Source organism: Bifidobacterium colobi (genome assembly GCF_018555455.1).
Lineage (GTDB): Bacteria > Actinomycetota > Actinomycetes > Actinomycetales > Bifidobacteriaceae > Bifidobacterium > Bifidobacterium colobi.
The window spans coordinates 467,495-486,798 of record NZ_JAFEJU010000002.1 but is presented as its reverse complement, the minus strand read 5'-3'; the positions used below and the strand labels follow the sequence as shown (position 1 = coordinate 486,798).

The following is a 19,304-nucleotide window of genomic DNA, read 5'->3' as shown; positions in this document are numbered from 1 at the left end:
TCACTTACCTTCCTTGCTGTTGGCGCGAGCGTCGCGCGGATTGTTCTTCATCAGTTCGCAGAAACGGTCGAACAGGTAGGCCGCGTCATGCGGGCCTGCTGCGGCCTCCGGGTGGTACTGCACGGAGAATGCGGGGATGTCCACGCACTGCAGGCCTTCGACCACGTCATCGTTCAGATCGATGTGGGAGACGAACACCTTGCCGTACTTGCCGTTTTCAAACGGAGCGTCCACGGTCTCGCCGATTGGAGCGTCGACCGCAAAGCCATGGTTGTGGGCGGTGACTTCCACCTTGCCGGTGGTCAGATCCTTGACCGGCTGGTTGATGCCGCGGTGGCCGAACTTCAGCTTGTAGGTGCCGAATCCAAGGGAGCGGCCCAGCAGCTGGTTGCCGAAGCAGATGCCGAAGAACGGGTAGCCGGCGTCCAGCACCTTGCGGAGCAGCTCGATTTCCGGGCCGGCCTGCTCCGGGTCGCCCGGGCCGTTGGAGAAGAAGACGCCATCCGGATTCAGGGCTTCGATCTGCTCGAAGGTGGTGGTGGACGGCACCACGTGCACGCGGCAGCCGCGCTCGGCCATGCGATGCGGGGTCATGCCCTTGATGCCGAGATCCACAGCGGCCACGGTGTACAGCGGCTCCTTGCCCTCGTATTCGCCGCACGGTTCGATGGTGTACATCTCCTTGGTGGAGACTTCATCGTACAGGCTCAGACCCTGCATCTGCGGGGTGTTCTTCACGTCTTCCAGCATGCTGTCGATGTCACGCAGCTTGCCGGTCTCCGGGTTGAGCAGAGCGTCACCGGAGAAGATGCCGGCGCGCATCACACCTGCGGAGCGCAGGTGGCGTACGAGCTTACGGGTGTCAATATGGCTCAGGGAGACGATGCCGTTCTTCTTGAGGTCATCATCCAGGCTGCCTTCGGCACGCCAGTTGCTCACGTTCGGGGAGGGATCGCGTACCACGTAGCCGGCAACCCAAATGCGGGAGGATTCGGGATCCTCGCTGTTCACACCGGTATCACCGATGTGCGGGAAGGTCTGCACCACGATCTGGCGATCGTAGCTCGGATCGGTGAGCGTCTCCTGGTATCCGGTCATACCGGTGGCGAAGACGATCTCACCGGTCGTCTTGCCCAGGGCGCCATATGGCTCTCCCACATACACCTGTCCGTCTTCCAAAACGAGGACTGCATCGTCCTTGTCATACATCGGAATAGCGATGGTTCCGGACTCGTTCTGGCTCACCAAAACCCCCTTATGCTGTTTCGGGTATTCGTACCAAGGTTAACGGTCAGCTAAGACTCACACGCCGTTCATCGAGAACGTGCGCGCACAAGTTCATGCCCGCTGACGAAGGCAGTCGGATCTGCGCCGACTTCGGTTCCGGGCAGCACTTCCGGCACATGGCGCATAATGGCGTGCTTACCCATGAAAAAGCCTCCCCCAAAGGGGAGGCTTCAATCAATAACTATTCAGCCGTCTGCTGATCTTCAACGGACGGGGCTGCAGAATCAACGGCATGAGCGGAATCATCCGAAGCGGTTGTTTCCTCTGCCGCCTCGGCTTCCTTCGCATTGCACACTGCGGAAAGCAGACCATGGATGAATGCCGGCGCATCGTCATCGCACAGAGTCTTGGCCAATGCCAAAGCCTCATCGATGGCTACCTTATCCGGCACCTCATCGTTGAACAGAATTTCCCAAGCTGCAATACGCAGGATGTTGCGGTCGACCACGCCCATGCGCCTGACCTTCCAACCCGTGGAGCAATCATCCAGGGTGCGGTCGATGTGACGCCTGTGCTCGGCCACGCCACGAACGATTTCAATGGCATAGTCGGGAAGCGGAGTCTGAGCGCCCGGATGGGCGATGCGCTCGTCGAGCAGAGACAGGATATCCTGGCTCTTTTCATCTGCCTCGTACAGGGTGTTCAGAGCCCTCTTACGCGCGGTGGAACGTGCCATGCTGTTGCTAATCCTCCAGTGTTGTGGAAAGAATCAGTTCTCGCGGCCGGTGTAGGAGCCGTCTTCGGTGTTGATCTTGACGCGGTCGCCCTCGTTGATGAACAGCGGCACCTGAATCTCGGCGCCGGTCTCAACGGTGGCCGGCTTGGTGCCGGCGTTGGAGCGGTTGCCCTGCAGGCCCGGCTCGGTGTGGGTGATGGTCAGGACCACGGAGCCCGGCAGATCAACGTTGAGCGGGGTGCCGTCATGGAAGGACACGAGGCAGTCGGTGCCTTCGAGCAGGAACTTGGCCTTGTCGCCCACGAGGGCCTTCGGCACCATGATCTGGTCGTAGGTGGTCATGTCCATGAACACGAAGTTGTCGCCATCCTCGTAGGAGTACTGGAGGGTGCGGTTGTCCACGGTCTCGAATTCCATCTTCATGCCAGCGTTGAAGGTCTTGTCAACGATCTTGCCGGAGAGCACGTTCTTGATGGTGGTGCGCACGAAGGCGGGACCCTTGCCCGGCTTGACGTGCTGGAACTTCATGACGGTCCACAGCTGGCCGTCCAGGTTCAGGACGGAACCGTTCTTGATGTCATTGGTAGTCTGTGCCACGTTATTCACCTGTTTTCAAATCAAACTTCTAGGGCAATGCCCAAAAATTGCCTTGGCAATTATGCCACAACGGGTAGCCAGCACGTTTTCCGGGGTTGCGTACGCTTTGCATGCGCACGCAACACACTTGGGAATACAGCTAATCATCGGGTTGCAAAGCCATGCACAACACAGCGAGAAATCTCTATGAATTGCGACGCCGCTTGTGCAGGAGCTTGGTCATCCGTCCTTATGGAATGCCGTCAGATTAGGCGATGGTAACCGGAGTGCCTTCCGGCAACTGCTCGTAGAACCATTGCGCATCGGCTACGCTGAGACGAACGCAGCCGTGGGATGCGGGCTGGCCAAGCTTCTCGCCTTCGCTCGCAATATAGTCCCCGAATTGGGTAGTGGTCGGCACGGTATGGAACAAAAAGTTGCCTTTAAAACGCACCCAATAATCCGCACCCATACCTTCACTGGCATTGAAGAAATGCGTGCCACGACCATTGATCACATAATTGCCGCGCGGCGTGGAATCATACATGCCACTGCTGGCGATCATCGTGTAGATGGTAGTGCCGCCGGATTTCACATATACCTTCTGCTCGGCGAGGCTGACATCCACACTCAAATCAGAGTATTGAGACAGGTCGGGCTGCTCGCCACCAGTAGGATTCGTCCAGCGGGCGCGGGCTGCTTCCTGATCACGTTGCTCTTGGATGGCCTGGTTTGCCTGTGGCACTTGGCCGCGTTGCAAATCCGCCGAAATAGTTGTATTGATTGGCCTCACCGAGGTTTGGGCCACCACCGCGGTCTCATTAACGGCCTTGCGCGGCCAAGCAGCCATCGCCGCATGGGTATCCAGCCCAGCGAACAGGAAAATCAAGACGGTGAACGTGGCTACCATGGTGCGACGAATCGCGTAGATGCGCCGCATACGTGCTCGTGCACGCGCACGGGCGCGGGCACGAGCACGCGTTCCCGCCGTTGCACTCGCATGATGCGCCACAGTCATACGTTTCCCCCCGGCATAATCAATCGATTCAGATAATGTGCGGATACTAGTAAAACATACGCCAGCCCCCAACAATCACCGAGCGGACCCTTCGCCGCGAAATCTCCATCCAGCCCTCCGGCCAGCACGCCCAGCCCAGTCCTCCGGCCCATCCCTGTCCCCGCGCTGCATGTCCAGACCGGTTTCCATCCCTGCCTTCCAGCCCGGCGCTCCACCCCAGCCCAGTCCAGTCCCAGGCCTCCGGCCAATCCAACCTGGTCGCCCAGCCCCAGGTACCCCACCGTCTCCGCGCTAGCATGCCCAGCCCGGCGCTCCAGTCCAGTCCAGTCCAGTCCTGTCCCAGGCCTCCGGCTCATTCCTGTCCCCGCGCTAGCATGTCCAGACCGGTTTCCATCCCTGCCTTCCAGCCCGGTGTCTCCATCCCAGCCCAGTCCTGTCCCAGGCCTCCGGCCAGCACATCCGGCTCAGCACGTCCGTCTCGGCACTCCGACCCAGTCTGCAACCTGGCCCACCGACCCAACTCCAGCCAATCTCGTCCGTATGTACGCGCAAATCACGATGGCTGCGCATACATACGGACGAATTCACCCCTTAAAACCTCCGTATGTACGCGCTCCATCCGTCAAATGCGCGTACATACGGAGGAACGCCCGCTCATTTTCATCGAGTTATCCACATCAAACCCGCGACACACCGCAAAAACAACCGTTATCCACATAAGCCGGAACAGCTTGCCTGCTTCCTCAACCGTCATTCATCATGGCTGCATGAAAACACATCACCGCATAGAACAACTCTGCAATGACGCAGAGCAAAAACGCCGCTGCTTCTACCACACCAATGACAGCGAGCGCCACGCAGCACGTACACGTGTCCAGCGCGGCCTACTGGTCCGTCCGCATCGCAATGTCTATGCCCGCCAGGCGTACTGGAACAGTCTCAATCCGGCAGAACAATGCCGCCACGTCATACGGACATTGTCCACGCAATATCCGAATCGAACGTTCGCCGGCATCAGTGCTGCTGCCATGCTCAACTTGGAATACAGTTGGAGTCTGAATCGCGAAGGGACCATTTTTCTCGCATCGTCCAGCGGCAATTCCGTTCGGACGCACAGCAGCATACAGCATGTAATCATTAGGCGACCGCCAACACATAACGTTGTTCATTACCTGTTCAATCAGCAGTTCTGCACCTTGCTTATGCCCGCGAATGCCCCGAACACCGCTGATAGCATAATGACAAATCTTCCCCAGAACGCCATTCTCACCAATATCGTGCCGGTAACATCGCCGGCACGAACACTGGTCGATTGCGGATTGCAATATCCCTTTGTCCAGGCAATGGCCATGTTCGATTCCGCTCTACGTCAAGGAATCGTGACTCGCGAACAGGTGATGGAGATCTGCGATTCACTGCAAAAAGACTGCGGCCCGGTGCTTCGTCTGCTGCGTTACACGAATCCATTAAACGAAAATGGCGGCGAATCACTCTGCTATGCCACCATCATCGATGAGGGATTCGCAGTCCCCGAATTGCAGCATGTTTTTATTGCTCCGCAATCACCGCAAGGCACTTTTCGAGTCGATTTCGTATGGCATACCGAGGACGGTCGCGTCATTGTTCTGGAATTCGACGGAACAGAGAAATACGTCGATCCTGCTATGACCGACAATCACAGCGTTCAACGCGTCGTCAATGACGAGCGCCAACGAGAGGATTTCCTGAAGCAAGCTGGCGTGACCGCAATCATCCGAGTCAATTATAACGAAGTGAGACAACGCAATCCACTGGTCAGGAAATTGTTGGAAGCCCACGTTCCCATGGCTCGCGCCCATCCTTTTTACGAAAGGTACACCGATGTGCAAGGGCGCGTTTGGTGATTCAGCTCATGCAAACGTCCGTATGTATGCGCAATTCACCAGACCTGCGCATACATACGGACTCTGCCAACGCATAATTCGTCCCCAAGTACGCGCAAATAACAGAGCCTGCGCATACATACGGACGAATTCACCCCCTAAAACCTCCGTATGTACGCGCAGCATCCGTCAGATGCGCGTACATACGGAGGATAGGAGTTAATAGCCGGGCAGAAGACATCAGCACAGTAGCTCAGCAACAGTCAACCGCAGCCGCTCAACCCGGCGTAATCGCTCAACCCGGCGTCACCGCTCAACCCGGCGTAACCGCCCAACCCGCCACAGCGCGACCACAATCCCGCCACAACCACAGCGAGGCCGCATCCGCTCAGCCGTTACTCCGGGCTTTTCAGCGCGCCGACCATGTCGATGCGGTCAAGCGAACGGTTGGTGGCGAGACTCACCAGCAGCGTGAAGGCAAATGCCAGTGCCGCGGCGCCTGCGTAACAGAACCAGAGCACGTTCGGCACGATGTTCATGCCGGGCAGATCCAACTGACTCACAAGGAAACCGAGCAAACCGCGCCCGCATGGCATGCCAAGAACAATGCCGATGGCGCTGAGCAACAGCATCTCCTTATTCACATAGCCATGCACCTCGCCGCGCCGGAAGCCGAGCACCTTGATGGTGGCCAGCTCGCGCTCACGCTCGGAAATGTTCGTGCTCGCCAACGTATAGAGCACCACCACGGCAAGGACCGCGGCCATGACCACGATGAACCCGATCATCACGAAGAACAGCTGGAAACTCTTCGAGAAGTCGCGCTCCTGTTCGGCGGAGCTCGTTACCGCAACGTACTCGCTATGCTCGGCCAGATCATCGGCGAAGGCGATCTGCGCATCCGCATCGCCCTTTACGTTAATGAGATCGGCATTCGGCGCGAAGTCGGCATCGAACATCTGCTCATACGTGGACTGGGACATGACCACCAGGTTGCCGGTGTAGTACTGGGCAACTTCGTGCACGGTTGCGTCCGCCGTGTTGGCCATCTGGTCGGTGAGGTTCACACTGGAGCCTGCGGCGAGCGCCAGTTTGCGCGCGGCATTGGCGGTGACGATAACGTCGCCATCCGCAAACTTCAGTTCGATGGGTGACCCGTCAGGCGTTTGCAGGTTGATGTAGCCGTCCGTTGACTTGCCGTCCGGAATGACCATCAGCTGCGCGGTGAGCTTGGCATCGTCTGTCGCAGCGCCAGCGCCAGCGCTCTCGCTCTCGCTCTCTTGCACCGGTGCAAGCGTGACGCTGCCGAGCTGCAACGGCAACGTGGACTCCACATCGGAATCCTTATCCAGCACCGACTGCGCCTTGCTGTGATCAGCCGCCGAGGTCACAGCCATCACATCGTACGGCGCAATCTCACTGTGCTGACGCGGCATCAGCGTCAGAGCGGACGAGCCCATGCCAAAGCCGGCGGTCATCAATGCCGTGCAGCCGAGCACACCGATGATGACCATCAGCGCACGGGACTTGTAACGGAACAGGTTACGCGCGGTCACCTTGCCGAGGAAGCTCAAATGATTCCAGATGAATCCGATGCGCTGCAGCACAATGGTCTTGCCGGCCTTAGGCGCCTTGGGACGCATCAGTGTAGCCGGTTCCAATCGCAGCGAGCCTGTGCATGCCACCATCGCGGCACCGGTGATGATGATCACGAACAGCAGCACGCCGCCTAACGCGAGTCTCCAGTCCACCAGCAACGGATAGTTCGGCAGCACATACATATTGGTGATGATTTTGCGCGTGAACGCGAATGGCAATCCAATAAGACCCAATACATCGCCAATCAGTCCGCCGAACAGGCATGCAGCGGCCGCATACACTACGTACTTGAGCATGATTTCGTGGCGCGTGTAGCCGAGCGCCTTATAGGTGCCAATGAGCCCGCGATCCTCCTCAACCATGCGCGTGATTGCGGTCAGACTCACCAGCAGCGCAATGACGAGGAACAGCACCGGGAACATGGTGCCCAAGCGTGCGATCATTTCGGTTTGGGTTTTGACATCCTCATAACTGGTCACGGCACTGCGGTCGCGAATGATCCACTTGGCTTTCGGCATGGCATCCACCGTTGCCTTGGCTTTGGCTTGTGCTTCGGTGATCTTCTGCTCGGCTGCCGCTTTGGCCGGCAGCCCATCCGGCAAAGCATCGACTTTGGCCTTTTGCGCATTAATGGATGCCGTCGCCTTGTCGAGTGCGGCTTGATGCACGGTATCCGTCCGCGCCTGTTCGCGCTCGGCCTGGATGGCTTCGATGTTAGTGACCGTGGCATCGACGGCGTTGAGATAGCCGGCATCGTATGTGTTCTGCGCTTTCGCGTCACTCACCGTAAGCACCACTGATGTATAAGGAGCGTCCGAGTTGCTCAGCGAGTTTTCCGCAACGAACATCGAATACACGGTTTTCGAACCGGAGACCAAAGCCAGCGAGCCGGTTGGGTTCACGATATCGTTCGGGTCGATCACGGTGCCGACAATGGTGTACTTGCCGCGCGCGAATGCTCCTTCCGAATCGTCCGCCGCACTGCCTGCAGCACTGACTGCGACACTGCCTGCAGCGCCGGAATCGTCTGGCTTGAACGTCAGGGTATCGCCCACCGACTTGCCGCTGTCGTTCAGGTACTGCTCGGTGACTGCGATTTCGCGGGCGGATTTCGGCAGCCTGCCGTCCTTGAGATACGGCTATTCGATGCCCTGATCGTTCAGGGTGGTGACGGTTGCCGAGGATTGCTTGCCGTCGACTGCGGTGGTCACACTGGCGGCACGCACGCCGGCGACCTTGGCAACGCCGTCAACCTGCTGCAGTGCGGCGATATCGTCATCATCAAAACCGAGAGTGGAGATGATGGCCACGTCGTGCATGGATGTGGAGTCAAAGAATTCGTCCAAGCCGGCGCGAATATCCTTGGCGATGGTATTAAGACCGCCGAGCATCATCACGCCGACCGCCACGATGACCAGCATGGCGGCGAAGCGCTTGCCGTTGCCGGCGATGGCGCGCCATGCGTCTTTCCAAAGTGCTGTTTTCTTCATGACTGTTCTCGCCGCTCCCCTACCATTCGATGTCCGCGATGGGCGTGGGGTTCGGGTTCTCGGTGATTTCGGTGACCTTGCCGGAGCGGAAGCGGATCAGGCGATCGCCCATCGGCGCCAACGCGGAATTATGCGTCACCAGCGCCACGGTGATGCCATGCTGTCGGCAGGAGTCCTGCAGAAGCTGAAGCACTTCCTTGCCGGTGTTGTAATCAAGCGCGCCGGTTGGCTCATCGCACAAGAGCAGCTTCGGGTTCTTGGCAAGTGCGCGGGCGATGGAGACGCGCTGCTGTTCGCCGCCGGAGAGCTGCGCGGGGAAGTTGGCGAGTCGATCGCCAAGTCCGACTTTCTTCAGGGTTTCGCTGGCATCCAATGCGTTCGGGCAGATTTGCGAGGCGAGCTCCACGTTTTCGAGGGCAGTCAGATTGGGCACGAGATTGTAGAACTGGAACACGAAGCCCACATCGAACCGGCGGTAGTCGGTAAGTTGAGCTTCGTTGGCTTTGGTGATGTCTTTGCCATCGATGACCACGGAGCCCGAGGTGGCGCGATCCATGCCACCCAGAATGTTCAATGTGGTGGATTTGCCGGCGCCGGATGCGCCAAGGATGACGGCAAGTTCACCCTGTTCGATATCGAAGCTGGCATGGTTGAGTGCCAATACCGCGGATTCACCGCTGCCGTATTGGCGCACTACGTCATGGAATTCAAGGAAAGCCATGGTATGTGAAGTCCTCTCTTACGATTGCTGGATTCAATCATTGAGCCTGCCGCCCTCCGGCTCTCCTAATCGCGCGAGCCGCAGCCATAGTCGACTTGAGGACGGATGCAGGCTGGATGCTGTTGGCGCCTTGCATCGCATATCAAGAAATACATCACTCTGTTGGGTAATTAAATCCACGCAATTCATCATTATGTTGGGTTTACGCCCGGAAACCGCAGTATCATGCGGAAAACACGATACTATGTTGGGTTATTGATTGCAGATGAGGAACTAGAAGGAAGACACGTATGGCACGACCGAAGACAGGCGAGCAAGGCGCACCGGAGAAAATGCAGGATGCGCTCTGGCAGCTGCTGGAGCTCAAGCCGTATGCGCAGATCACCATCAGCGACGTTACACGCCTGAGCGGTTTGAATCGCAGTGCGTTCTACTACCATTACGGCAACATTCCCGAACTGGCGGACGATGCCATCGCTTCAATCTATGGGGACCCGGATATCACCGCGTTTATTGCGCATATCATTCAGCAGGATGAAGGCACTGACGCGATTCGCGACTATGCCATCGCCAGCATAGCCTCACCGCAGCGCATTGCCAGCATTCGTAGGCTGGCGCTGATTGCCGGCCCACATGGTTCCACGGGATTGGCCAATCAGCTGAAAACCCACGTCATCGAAATCTGGCTGGCGACGCTCGGTCGCGATCCGGCAACGCTCAATCCCGGTCAGCACATTCTACTGGAATTCGCATCCAGTGGCATGCTCGGCGTCTTGGCCAAAGCACCGGAGGTGTTCACACCGAGCAATATCGAATGGCTGAGCCACTCGGTATTGCCGACCATCATCGCCCAGCTCATCAATTCACTGAAAGAGCAGAACGATATTACCGCCGGCGGCAGCACACCACGGCCATAATGAGGCCGACCACGGCGACGCCGACCATGGCCCAGAAAGCAATGGAAACACCGGTCGGATTATTACCGCAGGCAACCATCACCGCCACGAACACCGCGGAACCGAGCGCTCCGGCAATCGTGCGCAGCGATGTCAGCAGTGCGCTGGCATCGCTGGCATACCGGCGCTCCACCGAAGCCAAACCCCAAGTGGCGGCCGGCATCATCACCATCGCCACAGCCACCGAACGTACGGCGAACACCACAGCGATCCACCAAATCGGCGTGTTATCCGTTAGGAATCCGAACGGAATCATCGTAACGGCCAGCAATGCCATGCCACCGATGGCCAGCGGGCGAATGCCAAACCGGTCAAATACTCGGCCGGTAACCGGCGAAGACACCGCCATCACCAACGAGCCGGACAGCATGGCGAGCGCGGATATCGTCACCGTCGCACCATCCATCTGCTGCATGTACATCGGCAGAATCGTGGAGCCGGCAATCAGAATGGCATACAGGAACATGCTGAGCAGCACCGCCACCGCAAAGTCGCGCGTGGCGAAAATGCGCAGCTGCAGCATCGGATGGCCGATCTTAAGCTGACGCACCACGAACACAGCCAGGCAGATGGCACCCACGGCGAGCGCGCCGAGGACCTGCCAACTCAATGCTGGCGCTACGCCAAGATTACTGAAACCGAGTTGGAGGCCGACGAAGCCGAATGCGGCAAGAATGAACGAGAGCACGTCGAGGTGCGCGTCCGCCGAGGTTTTCAACACGTTGCGCATCACCGGGAATGCAATCACCAGCACAAGCGTCGAGATACCACCCGCCGCCCAGAAGATCGACTGCCATCCCCAGTGGTCGACCATGAGGCCGGAGAGCGTCGGGGCGATGACCGGCGCCGCGGAAACGGCGAGCCCGTAGAATCCCATCGCCGCGCCAACGCCGGATTCGGCGTACAACGCAAGAATGATCACCTGCGTCATCGACAGTGAGATGCCGGAACCGAGTGCCTAGATGATGCGCGCGGTCATGAGCAGCGGGAAACTGTGCGAAACGGCGGCCAGCAGCAGACCGCCGGCGAATAGCGCAAGACCTGTCAAAAACAGCGGCTTGGTGTTGAACCGTTTCATCATGAACGCGGTAGCCGGGATAATCACGCCCATCGCCAGCGAGAATCCGCTGGTCAGCCAGTTGCCGAGCACCGCGGAAATGTCGAGGCTTGTCATGATTGCCGGCAGTGCGGTGGTCAGCGATGTTTGCGCAAACGCACCGGCGATGCACGCGGCCAGGAGTACCGCGAAAATCGCCGTGCGCTGTTTATCGGTTATCGGCGTCTGATTCTTCTCTGTCATACTTTGCGTGGTATCCCCTCTTCAGCATCATGTGGCATGCAATGCACGCTCGCAATAGCGCAACATACCTCAATCACTCGGACAATGATTTACGCAAGCAATTGGCTTGCTTTGCGGCATACGGGGTATGCGGCAATCCAGCAGGCGAAGCCGGGAATGGCGAGAATGACCATCAGCGCAATCATGGAGGCGAGATAGGAGAACGTCGCGCCGGCAAGGAATGCGCAGCCAATGAGGCCGAGGCTCAGCCCGGCGATACGACCGTTGCACGCTGGAGCCGCGCCCAGATTCGCGATCTGCGCTGCGGCATGCGCGGTGCCCCCCCCTGGTAGAACTTATCGAATATGTGGGCGGCTTCGGTCTCGCTCATACCGCAGCCGTCATCGATAATCTCCACGGTGGCATGCTCCAAAGCCTTGGCATGCGTAGTGATGATGGCAAGCGGGTTCTTGATTTCATGACTCACATTGGACACGAAATCGTTTTTCATGGTCTCGATGCTGCCCAATTCAGCCACCATTGTGTTGAAATCGGCGAACATCTGATCGGTGGAGTTCCATTGCCGGGTGCCCTCCACATGCCGAGGCGTCACATATGCGGAAAAATCGCCTTGGGCACGCGGCCGGTCACTTCGTATCCGGCGTCGCGCAGGGTATCGCAGGTGATGTCGTTGAGCGCCTGCTCATCTTCCACAACCAAAATTCTGGTCATATGCAGTCCTCCCCCTGTTCAGCCGTATCAAGCCTGCCGCGCGAATCCTTTTAGCGAGTCTAACCATTTACAATGGATGAGTCGAATCTGCCGGAAGGGAGCGGAAATCATGGAACTGCGCGTGCTCAGGTATTTTCTGGCAGTGGCCGAGGAAGGCAATATCACGTGGGCGGCGCAGTTGCTGCGCATCTCCCAGCCGACGCTCTCCCGACAGTTGAAGCAGCTGGAAGAGGAACTCGGCGTCACCTTATTCGAGCGTGGCAGTCACACCATCACACTGACCGAGGCAGGCCGGCTCTTACGCGAGCGCGCGCAAACCATTGTTTCCTTGGCAGACAAGGCGGAATTCGAGCTCAAGCAGTCCAGTTACGAACTAAGCGGCGACATTATGGCCGGCTGCGGCGAAGTGCGCGCCATGATGTTCCTCGCCGACCGTATGGCCGCGTTCCGTACCCTACACCCGGGCGTACGGTTCAACGTGGTCAGCACCACGGCGGACGTGATTCAGGATCAGCTCGAGCAGGGATTGCTGGATTTCGGTCTGCTCGCCGACCCGGTGGATACGAGCCGATACGAATTCTTACGCACCAATATCACCGAGCATTGGTGTGCGATGATCCCGAACGGTCATGCATTGCAGGCCCACGACTCCCTCTCCCCCGCCGATCTGGCCAACGAGTCGCTGCTGCTGCCTTCACGCGAACCGGTGCGTCGTGTGGTGATGAACTGGTTCGGCCCTTATGCCCCGCACCTCAACATAGCCGGCACCTGCAATCTGCCAGCCAATGGTGCGGCAATGGCAGCAAGTGGTTTGGGTCTGTACTTGTGCCTCGACCACGGCACCACTTATCCGGGCGTACGCGCGGTGCCGCTGGAACCCGCGCTGGAAAGCAGCTCGGTACTGGTGTGGAAGAAGCAAGGGGCTGTCTCCCCGGCGGCGGCCGCGTTCGCCAGATTCCTGCAGACCATGTGATTGCTTTCCTCGGCCCCTCTGGTGAGGGAGCTGTAAGAATCGTGGGAGATTACCGGATCGCACAGACTCGGTCCCCCTCTGGTGAGGGAGCTGTCAGCGAAGCTGACTGAGGGAGAGCAGCATCAGTCAGGTGCTGGCGTTGCATGCCCTGCCGGCATGAGAGCGCATAAACCCTAGGTATTAGACAGTGCCAAACCTGCGCGGTTCAATGATGGCAGATTCAACCAAGGAGCCATCATGACAGCCAAAGCAGCCGATATTCTTGAGCGCGACCGCACCGGAGCACCAGTCAACCCATGCGATCCCGGCTATTGCGCCATCGCCACCATTATCAAAGAGACCAAACGGCTCTGTGCCGAGCTCAACACCGGGTACCACGACCAGCAGGAAGCGCACATGCTTTTCGAGCGCATCGTCGGACACCCGGTTGACCCATCCTTCCGCTTCAATCCGCCGTTTTACACGGATTTCGGACATAACATCCAAATTGGCCGGGGCGTGTTCATCAACTGGGGCTGCACGCTGATGGATCGCGGCGGTATCACCATCGGCGACGGCACGTTCATCGGGCCAAATGCGCAGCTCATTACCATCAATCACAGCAAGAATCCGATGGATCGCGCCACCACCATGAGCCTGCCCATCACCATCGGCAAGCATGTGTGGATCGGCGCGGGAGCCATCGTGCTGCAAAACGTGACCATCGGCGACGGTGCCATCGTGGGCGCGGGCGCGGTAGTGACCCACGATGTGCCAGCGGGCAGCATCGTGGCCGGCAATCCCGCCCGCGAAATCGGGCGTGTGTGATCCCCGCTAACAGTCAACTGCTCAGTGACGCATCATGATGAGCATCATTTTGGAGGCCTCTTCGGCGTAGACCGCGTGTGGCAGACGGGTCGGGAAGTGCAGGATGCCGCCTGGCTTGAGATCCACGGTCTTGCCGCCGCCGGTCACCTTGAGATGACCTTCGAGGCACTGCACCAGCACCGGCATGGCAGCGGTATGCTCGCTGAGCTCCTGGCCTTTGTCGAAGGAAAACAGGACCACATTGGCACCCTCGACCTGCAGCACCGTGCGGGAGACAGTGGCCTCCGGCTGAATCTCGACCAGCGGATTCAAATCGTCGATGAATTCCATCACCATCGGCTCGTTGTTTTCGGCTGCGGCTTCGCCAGTCATATCAGAACTCCTTATCTATAGTAAGTTGTCAGTGTTGCACACGGCTTCAATGCCATGCACAACCTACGTATGCAATATTGAAACTTAGGCATCAGCTTAGTCTCACGGCTTAAGCTTTGCTGGCATCAATCCTTGCGTCGCACCACGAATGCGATGCCGGTAAGCGCATCACCATACGTATTGAACACGCGGCGCATCTCGAACACGCGCGCACGCAAATCCGGATGTGTCAGCACATTGCGCATGATGCGCAGCACGCCGTCGATGCCTTCGTCCGCAAGATTGCGGCGCATTTTGAGCAATGCCATCGGCTCCACACCGTTCCATAGCACTTCGAATCCTTCCGATTCCAGTACAGCTCGCCATTCTGCTGCGGTCAGCGGACGCGCGTTGACCTTGATGGCACGTGCCAGATCCTTACGAATCGAGTCTTTGATGGATTCGTCCAAATCGTCTGGCGCAAGACCCATTTCATGAATCGCATATAGGCCGCCCGGCTTCAGGATACGATGGGCTTCGCTGATAATCGCATGTTTGCCACGTTCGGACTGCATAGTCAGCATTGCCTCGCCGATTACCACGTCCGCCGATTCGTCCGGCAGACCGGTCTGTGCAGCGTCGGCATTGATGCAGGTACCACCCACCGATACCGCTAATGGACTGATAATCTTCACCACCTGCTCGTCCCGGTCGACGCCAGTGTAGCCAGCCGGCCCAGCGTTCAGAATCAGCCGAGTAGTACGTCCCAGCCCTGGCGCAAACTCCACCACGCGTTTGCCGGCAATCGGCAGGTGCGCCAGCATGCGCTTGGTCAGCTTCTCGCCACCCGGCCTGAGCACGCGTTTGCCAAGCTGGGCCAGCACCCAATGGCCCTGCATATGCTCTGCTCCACGATCGGCTTGAGGCAGCTGCGATGATTCAATGGACGTTGCCGCCATAGTACTGTTACGTTCGTTCATAGGCCTCAAGCATACGGAATCAATCACCGATGCAACAGACTGGTTTTTCAGTATCAGATGTGATATGCACAACAGGATCGTGGATTAACTGCAGCCAAACATCAGCGAATCCTCCGTATGTACGCGCAACTGACGAGTACTGCGCATACATACGGAGGATTTTGCACTGAAAAACGTCCGTATGTACGCGCAGGGTCCGTGGATTGCGCGAACATACGGACGTTTTGGACTTCTGGGAGGCGATCCAAGCGCCTTGTACCCGCAATAATGGCGAATACGAGGGCCTTCGACGACAATCAGTGGTTGAACGCCATCACGCCGACGAGCTTGTGAGGCACGTACGGCTCCTCCAAGTAGGCGATCTCCTCGTCCGTAAGCTTCAACGCCACGGCATCGAGCGCACCATCCACATGATGCGGCTTGGTCATGCCGACCACAGGCGCGGTCACCTTGGTCAAGAGCCAGGCGAGCGACACGGCGGTCATTGAAGTGCCACGCTTGGCGGCGACTTCGGCCACGCGCTCGATGATCACGTCATCCTGAGCTTCGGTGGCATCGTACTTGGAATGCGCCACCTGATCCTCGGTCAGTCGCTTGGTGGCAGCCGAGCCAGGTTTGCGAGCCAGACGGCCGGCAGCGAGCGCACTGTACGGAGTCATGGCAATGTTGTCTTCTTTGCACAGCTTGGTCAGTTCACGCTCATCCTCGCGGGCGATGAGGTTGTAATGGCTTTGGATGGAAACGAACTTGGCCCAGCCGTTGGTCTCGGCGAGCGCGTTCATCTTGGCGAGCTGGTAGGCATAGCAATTGGAAATACCGATCGCGCGCACTTTGCCGGCCTTGACGGCTTCGTTCATGCCTTCCATAATCTCGGCCATGTCGGTGTGGTAGTCCCACATGTGGCAGATGTACAGGTCCACGTAGTCGAGGCCAAGGTGCTTCAGGCTGGCGTCAAGATTGTTCAGCACATGCTGTTGGCCGGTTACGCCGGCCTCTCGCTCGGCATCCGTGCACGGCAGGAACTTGGTGGCCACCTGATAATCCTCGCGCTTGCTGGCGATGGAGCGCAGCGCGCGGCCTACATATTCCTCACTAGTACCGTCCGCGTAGCCGATGGCGGTGTCGTAGAACGTGATGCCATGTTCGAAGCCGTATTTGATGATCTCGTGAGACTGGTCGGCGTCGAGAATCCAGGAATGATGGCCTTTGGTCGCGTCGCCGAATCCCATACAACCCATGCAGATTCGGGACACGGTCACGTCGCTGTTGCCTAACTTGGTGTATTCCATCGAAAATCTCCTTAACCTCAACGTGGCCGAACATGCGATGCATCATTACCAGCGCCTTGCCCGGCCGATCACGAGCTTCCGTAATGTATTACACAACGAGCCATTTTCCGTGTCTAATACTCCTGCTTCATACCCAGCCATGCATGTCAAGTATGCAATTCGCATGCGGCTTATACACTGGCCGCATGCAGTTGACGGTCAAACGGTTCGAAGAGCTCAGCGCAGCGGAATTGTATGAGATCTACCGCGTGCGCGTGGCGGTGTTCGTGGTGGAGCAGCACTGCGCCTATCAAGAGGTGGATGATGCGGACCGGCATTGCTGGCATGTGTTCCTGCATGATGAGAACGGCATCGCCGCTTACTGTCGCGTGATTGACCCGGGTATCACCTTCCCCGAAGCATCCATCGGCCGCGTATTGGCTACTCGCCGTAGGCAAGGTTTAGGCAGCAGAATCGTACGCGAGGGCCTCAAAGTGGCACAGGAACGCATGCACGCCGATACCGTGCACATCGAGGCCCAAACCTACGCGCGTAAACTCTATGAGCGCCTCGGTTTCACACAGGTCTCCGACGAATTCCTGGAAGATGGCATTCCCCACATCGGCATGATCTGGCGCGCGGAATAGCCACAAGGCCAAAGGGCGACGTTACCAAGCGGCGTAATCCGCGTTCAGTTCACGTTAGAAGGCGACATTCAGTATTGAGTGCCGCCTTCTTTGGCGTCGGGCAGCAGAGGCCCCACTTTTCGAATTCCTTGAGGGCGGGAATGATGGCGTAGCCGTTGGGCGTGAGTGAGTATTCGACGCGCGGCGGGACTTCGTTGTATTGGGTGCGATTGACGAGCCCGTATTCCTCGAGATCACGCAAAGTATTGGTGAGCATCATGTTGGTGAGCATCATATTGGTGATGCCAAGCTCACGTCTGATTTCGTTATATCGCGCAGCACCACGCTCACTGAGCACATACATGACCGGCATCACTGAAGCCCAGCCGGAATCGCATGAGGGGCACGCCGAAGCCTCGGACCGATCGAATGTCTGGAAGAATCAGGCCCACCGGAGTAGATTTAGCTCATATACCACATACATCCACGCGAATGAAGGCAACGGAACCGCAATGACGCACACACAGATCGCAATCCTGATGCTCGCTACCCTTGGACTCCCCGGACTGGCCATGCTCATCGCCGGCATCGTCATTATCACCATCCAGCGCGGCAAGGCGCGTCGCTGCACGGCCGTGACCACCGGCTGGGTGATTGACTACCGCTTCCCCGGTGGGGATCAGTTCTACCCCGTGATCGGCTATCAGGTGGATGGACGGAACTACAAGGTCAACCGCCGGTTCCGTGGGTATGTCACCACCTCCAATATCACGCCACTGAACCCCTATGTGGATTCCGGCGCCTATGTGTCGGACAAGGACATGCTGCACATAAGCTCCGGCATGGTCACGAACTACCGAACCATGGCACAGCAGCTGTGGCCGCAGGGCAGTACGATGCCCGTGTACTACGATCCGAAGAACCCGACGCATGCGTTCGCACAGCGGGTGCCGAACTACATGCCGCCCGTGGGCATCATCTTCTCGGCGTTCGGCGTGGCGACGCTGCTGGCCACCATCGCGATGTCGTTCGTGATGCTCGCCTAGCGACCAGCTGAGCCGTCAGGAGTTATCGTTTCACCCGCCGTAGGTTTGGCGTCGAGCAGCAGCTGGCCCCACTTTTCGAATTCCCTGAGGGCGGGAATGATGGCGTAACCGTTGGGCGTGAGCGAGTATTCGACGCGCGGCGGAACTTCGTTGTACTGGGTGCGATTGACGAGCCCGTATTCCTCCAGATCGCGCAAAGTATTGGTGAGCATCATATTGGTGATGCCAAGCTCACGTTTGATTTCGTTGTATCGCGCAGCACCACGCTCACTGAGCACATACATGACCGGCAACTTCCATTTGCCCTCGATGGCCTTGAACGCGTAACCCATCGCACACGTGGGCGAGGTGATGCCGTCAGTTCCGGTGTTCTCAACTTGCTTGCTCATGGTTTCCCATCCTAACATCGTTGCCATATCACAAAAATCAGTTTTTTTATTCTAAGAACGAAAAGTATATGTACTGATGCATACTGTCCTTATCAAGAACACGACGGCATAGCCGTAGCGATAATCGAAAGGAACAGAAATCATCATGACCAAGCACATTCTCGTCATCCAAGGCAGCCCCACCAAGGGTGGCAACGCCGACATGCTCGCCGACGCCTTCATCGAGGGCGTAGAAGCCGCAGGCAACACCGCCACCAAGCTCACACTTGCGGATATGAACATCGCGCCATTCACCGGTTATGACCAGCCGGCCGACGATATGACACAGGTGATGGAGCAGATGAAGGCCGCGGACGGCATCGTGATTGCTACCCCGACCTACTGGATGCAGTTCTCCGCGCAAATCAAGGCGATGATGGATCGCCTGCCGTTCGACGCACATGACGATCTGGCCGGCAAGGAATCCGCGCTGCTGGTCGCCGGCGCCAGCCCTGAAGAAGTGCTCACCAAGAACGTGTTCGGCTACTACCAGATGTGCTTCGGCGAAAGCCTCGGCTGGAAGATCAAGGGTTCGGTGATCGCCGCCGGCATATTCGCACCCGGTCAGGTTGCCAGCACGCCCTACCTCGATAAGGCCCGCGAGCTCGGCCGCGAATTCTGATCCTGCC

At 58.1% G+C, this 19,304-nt stretch carries 21 protein-coding genes and 1 pseudogene; 7 read left to right on the top strand and 15 right to left on the bottom strand.

What is annotated here, in order from left to right:
- The 4 genes from carA to JS530_RS04250 all read right to left on the bottom strand — a co-directional run bounded on the left by carA (window position 1) and on the right by JS530_RS04250 (window position 3,479).
- Complete coding sequence (gene carA / locus JS530_RS04265; RefSeq protein WP_217625440.1) at window positions 1–1,209, bottom strand: glutamine-hydrolyzing carbamoyl-phosphate synthase small subunit; 1,209 nt, start codon at window positions 1,207–1,209, stop codon at window positions 1–3.
- A 259-nt stretch (window positions 1,210–1,468) separates the two neighbouring features.
- A complete protein-coding gene (gene nusB, locus JS530_RS04260; RefSeq protein ID WP_214375942.1) occupies window positions 1,469–1,963 on the bottom strand; it encodes a transcription antitermination factor NusB in 495 nt (164 codons plus the stop codon).
- A 33-nt stretch (window positions 1,964–1,996) separates the two neighbouring features.
- A complete protein-coding gene (efp, locus tag JS530_RS04255; RefSeq protein ID WP_214375941.1) occupies window positions 1,997–2,560 on the bottom strand; it encodes an elongation factor P in 564 nt (187 codons plus the stop codon).
- Between the two features lie 247 nt (window positions 2,561–2,807).
- The gene (locus JS530_RS04250) at window positions 2,808–3,479 is read right to left on the bottom strand and encodes a L,D-transpeptidase (protein ID WP_214375940.1); all 672 of its coding nucleotides are present in this window, start codon (window positions 3,477–3,479) and stop codon (window positions 2,808–2,810) included.
- Between the two features lie 845 nt (window positions 3,480–4,324).
- Between JS530_RS04250 and JS530_RS04245 the strand changes: the two genes are divergently transcribed.
- Complete coding sequence (locus JS530_RS04245) at window positions 4,325–5,440, top strand: CTP synthase (RefSeq protein WP_214375939.1); 1,116 nt, start codon at window positions 4,325–4,327, stop codon at window positions 5,438–5,440.
- Window positions 5,441–5,814: 374 nt separating this feature from the next.
- Here JS530_RS04245 and JS530_RS04240 read toward each other — a convergent pair whose 3' ends face one another.
- The 3 genes from JS530_RS04240 to JS530_RS04230 form a co-directional block, all read right to left on the bottom strand.
- Window positions 5,815–8,073, bottom strand: a complete 2,259-nt coding sequence (locus JS530_RS04240) for an ABC transporter permease (protein WP_214375938.1) — start codon at window positions 8,071–8,073, stop codon at window positions 5,815–5,817.
- A gap of 84 nt (window positions 8,074–8,157) precedes the next feature.
- Window positions 8,158–8,508, bottom strand: coding sequence for a hypothetical protein (locus JS530_RS04235; protein ID WP_214375937.1), 351 nt, complete (start codon window positions 8,506–8,508; stop codon window positions 8,158–8,160).
- 19 nt (window positions 8,509–8,527) lie between these two features.
- Window positions 8,528–9,229, bottom strand: coding sequence for an ABC transporter ATP-binding protein (locus JS530_RS04230; RefSeq protein ID WP_214375936.1), 702 nt, complete (start codon window positions 9,227–9,229; stop codon window positions 8,528–8,530).
- 290 nt (window positions 9,230–9,519) lie between these two features.
- Here JS530_RS04230 and JS530_RS04225 point away from each other — a divergent pair, with 290 nt between their 5' ends.
- Window positions 9,520–10,146: a TetR/AcrR family transcriptional regulator gene (locus JS530_RS04225; RefSeq protein WP_214375935.1), complete on the top strand. Its 627-nt coding sequence runs from the start codon at window positions 9,520–9,522 to the stop codon at window positions 10,144–10,146.
- Here the strand turns inward: JS530_RS04225 and JS530_RS04220 are convergent.
- The 3 genes and pseudogenes from JS530_RS04220 to JS530_RS10920 all read right to left on the bottom strand — a co-directional run bounded on the left by JS530_RS04220 (window position 10,115) and on the right by JS530_RS10920 (window position 12,196).
- Window positions 10,115–11,485, bottom strand: a pseudogene (locus tag JS530_RS04220) (MFS transporter). The gene JS530_RS04225 and the pseudogene JS530_RS04220 overlap by 32 nt on opposite strands.
- Before the next feature lie 244 nt (window positions 11,486–11,729).
- Window positions 11,730–12,077 carry a histidine kinase dimerization/phospho-acceptor domain-containing protein gene (locus JS530_RS04210; RefSeq protein WP_342590051.1) on the bottom strand — a complete coding sequence of 116 codons (348 nt, stop codon included), beginning with the start codon at window positions 12,075–12,077 and terminating at the stop codon, window positions 11,730–11,732.
- Window positions 12,074–12,196: a hypothetical protein gene (locus tag JS530_RS10920; RefSeq protein WP_281067681.1), complete on the bottom strand. Its 123-nt coding sequence runs from the start codon at window positions 12,194–12,196 to the stop codon at window positions 12,074–12,076. The genes JS530_RS04210 and JS530_RS10920 overlap by 4 nt, the downstream gene beginning before the upstream one ends.
- A gap of 109 nt (window positions 12,197–12,305) precedes the next feature.
- On the opposite strand from JS530_RS10920, the gene JS530_RS04205 reads away from it, so the two are divergent.
- Together JS530_RS04205 and JS530_RS04200 are read left to right on the top strand one after the other, a co-directional pair.
- On the top strand, window positions 12,306–13,169 hold the full coding sequence (locus tag JS530_RS04205; protein ID WP_214375932.1) for a LysR family transcriptional regulator: 864 nt from the start codon (window positions 12,306–12,308) through the stop codon (window positions 13,167–13,169).
- A gap of 237 nt (window positions 13,170–13,406) precedes the next feature.
- Window positions 13,407–13,976, top strand: a complete 570-nt coding sequence (locus tag JS530_RS04200; RefSeq protein ID WP_214375931.1) for a sugar O-acetyltransferase — start codon at window positions 13,407–13,409, stop codon at window positions 13,974–13,976.
- A 21-nt stretch (window positions 13,977–13,997) separates the two neighbouring features.
- On the opposite strand, the gene JS530_RS04195 is transcribed toward JS530_RS04200, so the two are convergent.
- The 3 genes from JS530_RS04195 to JS530_RS04185 all read right to left on the bottom strand — a co-directional run bounded on the left by JS530_RS04195 (window position 13,998) and on the right by JS530_RS04185 (window position 16,596).
- On the bottom strand, window positions 13,998–14,348 hold the full coding sequence (locus JS530_RS04195; protein ID WP_240541086.1) for a cupin domain-containing protein: 351 nt from the start codon (window positions 14,346–14,348) through the stop codon (window positions 13,998–14,000).
- Window positions 14,349–14,473: 125 nt separating this feature from the next.
- On the bottom strand, window positions 14,474–15,286 hold the full coding sequence (locus tag JS530_RS04190) for a class I SAM-dependent methyltransferase (protein WP_240541085.1): 813 nt from the start codon (window positions 15,284–15,286) through the stop codon (window positions 14,474–14,476).
- A gap of 317 nt (window positions 15,287–15,603) precedes the next feature.
- Window positions 15,604–16,596 carry an aldo/keto reductase gene (locus JS530_RS04185; protein WP_214375929.1) on the bottom strand — a complete coding sequence of 331 codons (993 nt, stop codon included), beginning with the start codon at window positions 16,594–16,596 and terminating at the stop codon, window positions 15,604–15,606.
- 152 nt (window positions 16,597–16,748) lie between these two features.
- Between JS530_RS04185 and JS530_RS04180 the strand changes: the two genes are divergently transcribed.
- Window positions 16,749–17,222, top strand: coding sequence for a GNAT family N-acetyltransferase (locus tag JS530_RS04180; RefSeq protein WP_214375928.1), 474 nt, complete (start codon window positions 16,749–16,751; stop codon window positions 17,220–17,222).
- Window positions 17,223–17,271: 49 nt separating this feature from the next.
- Here the strand turns inward: JS530_RS04180 and JS530_RS04175 are convergent, their stop codons facing one another.
- On the bottom strand, window positions 17,272–17,565 hold the full coding sequence (locus tag JS530_RS04175) for a winged helix-turn-helix transcriptional regulator (protein ID WP_240541095.1): 294 nt from the start codon (window positions 17,563–17,565) through the stop codon (window positions 17,272–17,274).
- Between the two features lie 148 nt (window positions 17,566–17,713).
- Between JS530_RS04175 and JS530_RS04170 the strand changes: the two genes are divergently transcribed.
- A complete protein-coding gene (locus tag JS530_RS04170) occupies window positions 17,714–18,247 on the top strand; it encodes a DUF3592 domain-containing protein (RefSeq protein WP_214375926.1) in 534 nt (177 codons plus the stop codon).
- Here JS530_RS04170 and JS530_RS04165 read toward each other — a convergent pair.
- The gene (locus JS530_RS04165; protein ID WP_240541084.1) at window positions 18,244–18,636 is read right to left on the bottom strand and encodes a winged helix-turn-helix transcriptional regulator; all 393 of its coding nucleotides are present in this window, start codon (window positions 18,634–18,636) and stop codon (window positions 18,244–18,246) included. The genes JS530_RS04170 and JS530_RS04165 overlap by 4 nt on opposite strands.
- Before the next feature lie 145 nt (window positions 18,637–18,781).
- On the opposite strand from JS530_RS04165, the gene JS530_RS04160 reads away from it, so the two are divergent.
- On the top strand, window positions 18,782–19,297 hold the full coding sequence (locus JS530_RS04160) for a flavodoxin family protein (RefSeq protein ID WP_214375925.1): 516 nt from the start codon (window positions 18,782–18,784) through the stop codon (window positions 19,295–19,297).
- The last annotated feature ends 7 nt before the right edge of the window (window positions 19,298–19,304 follow it).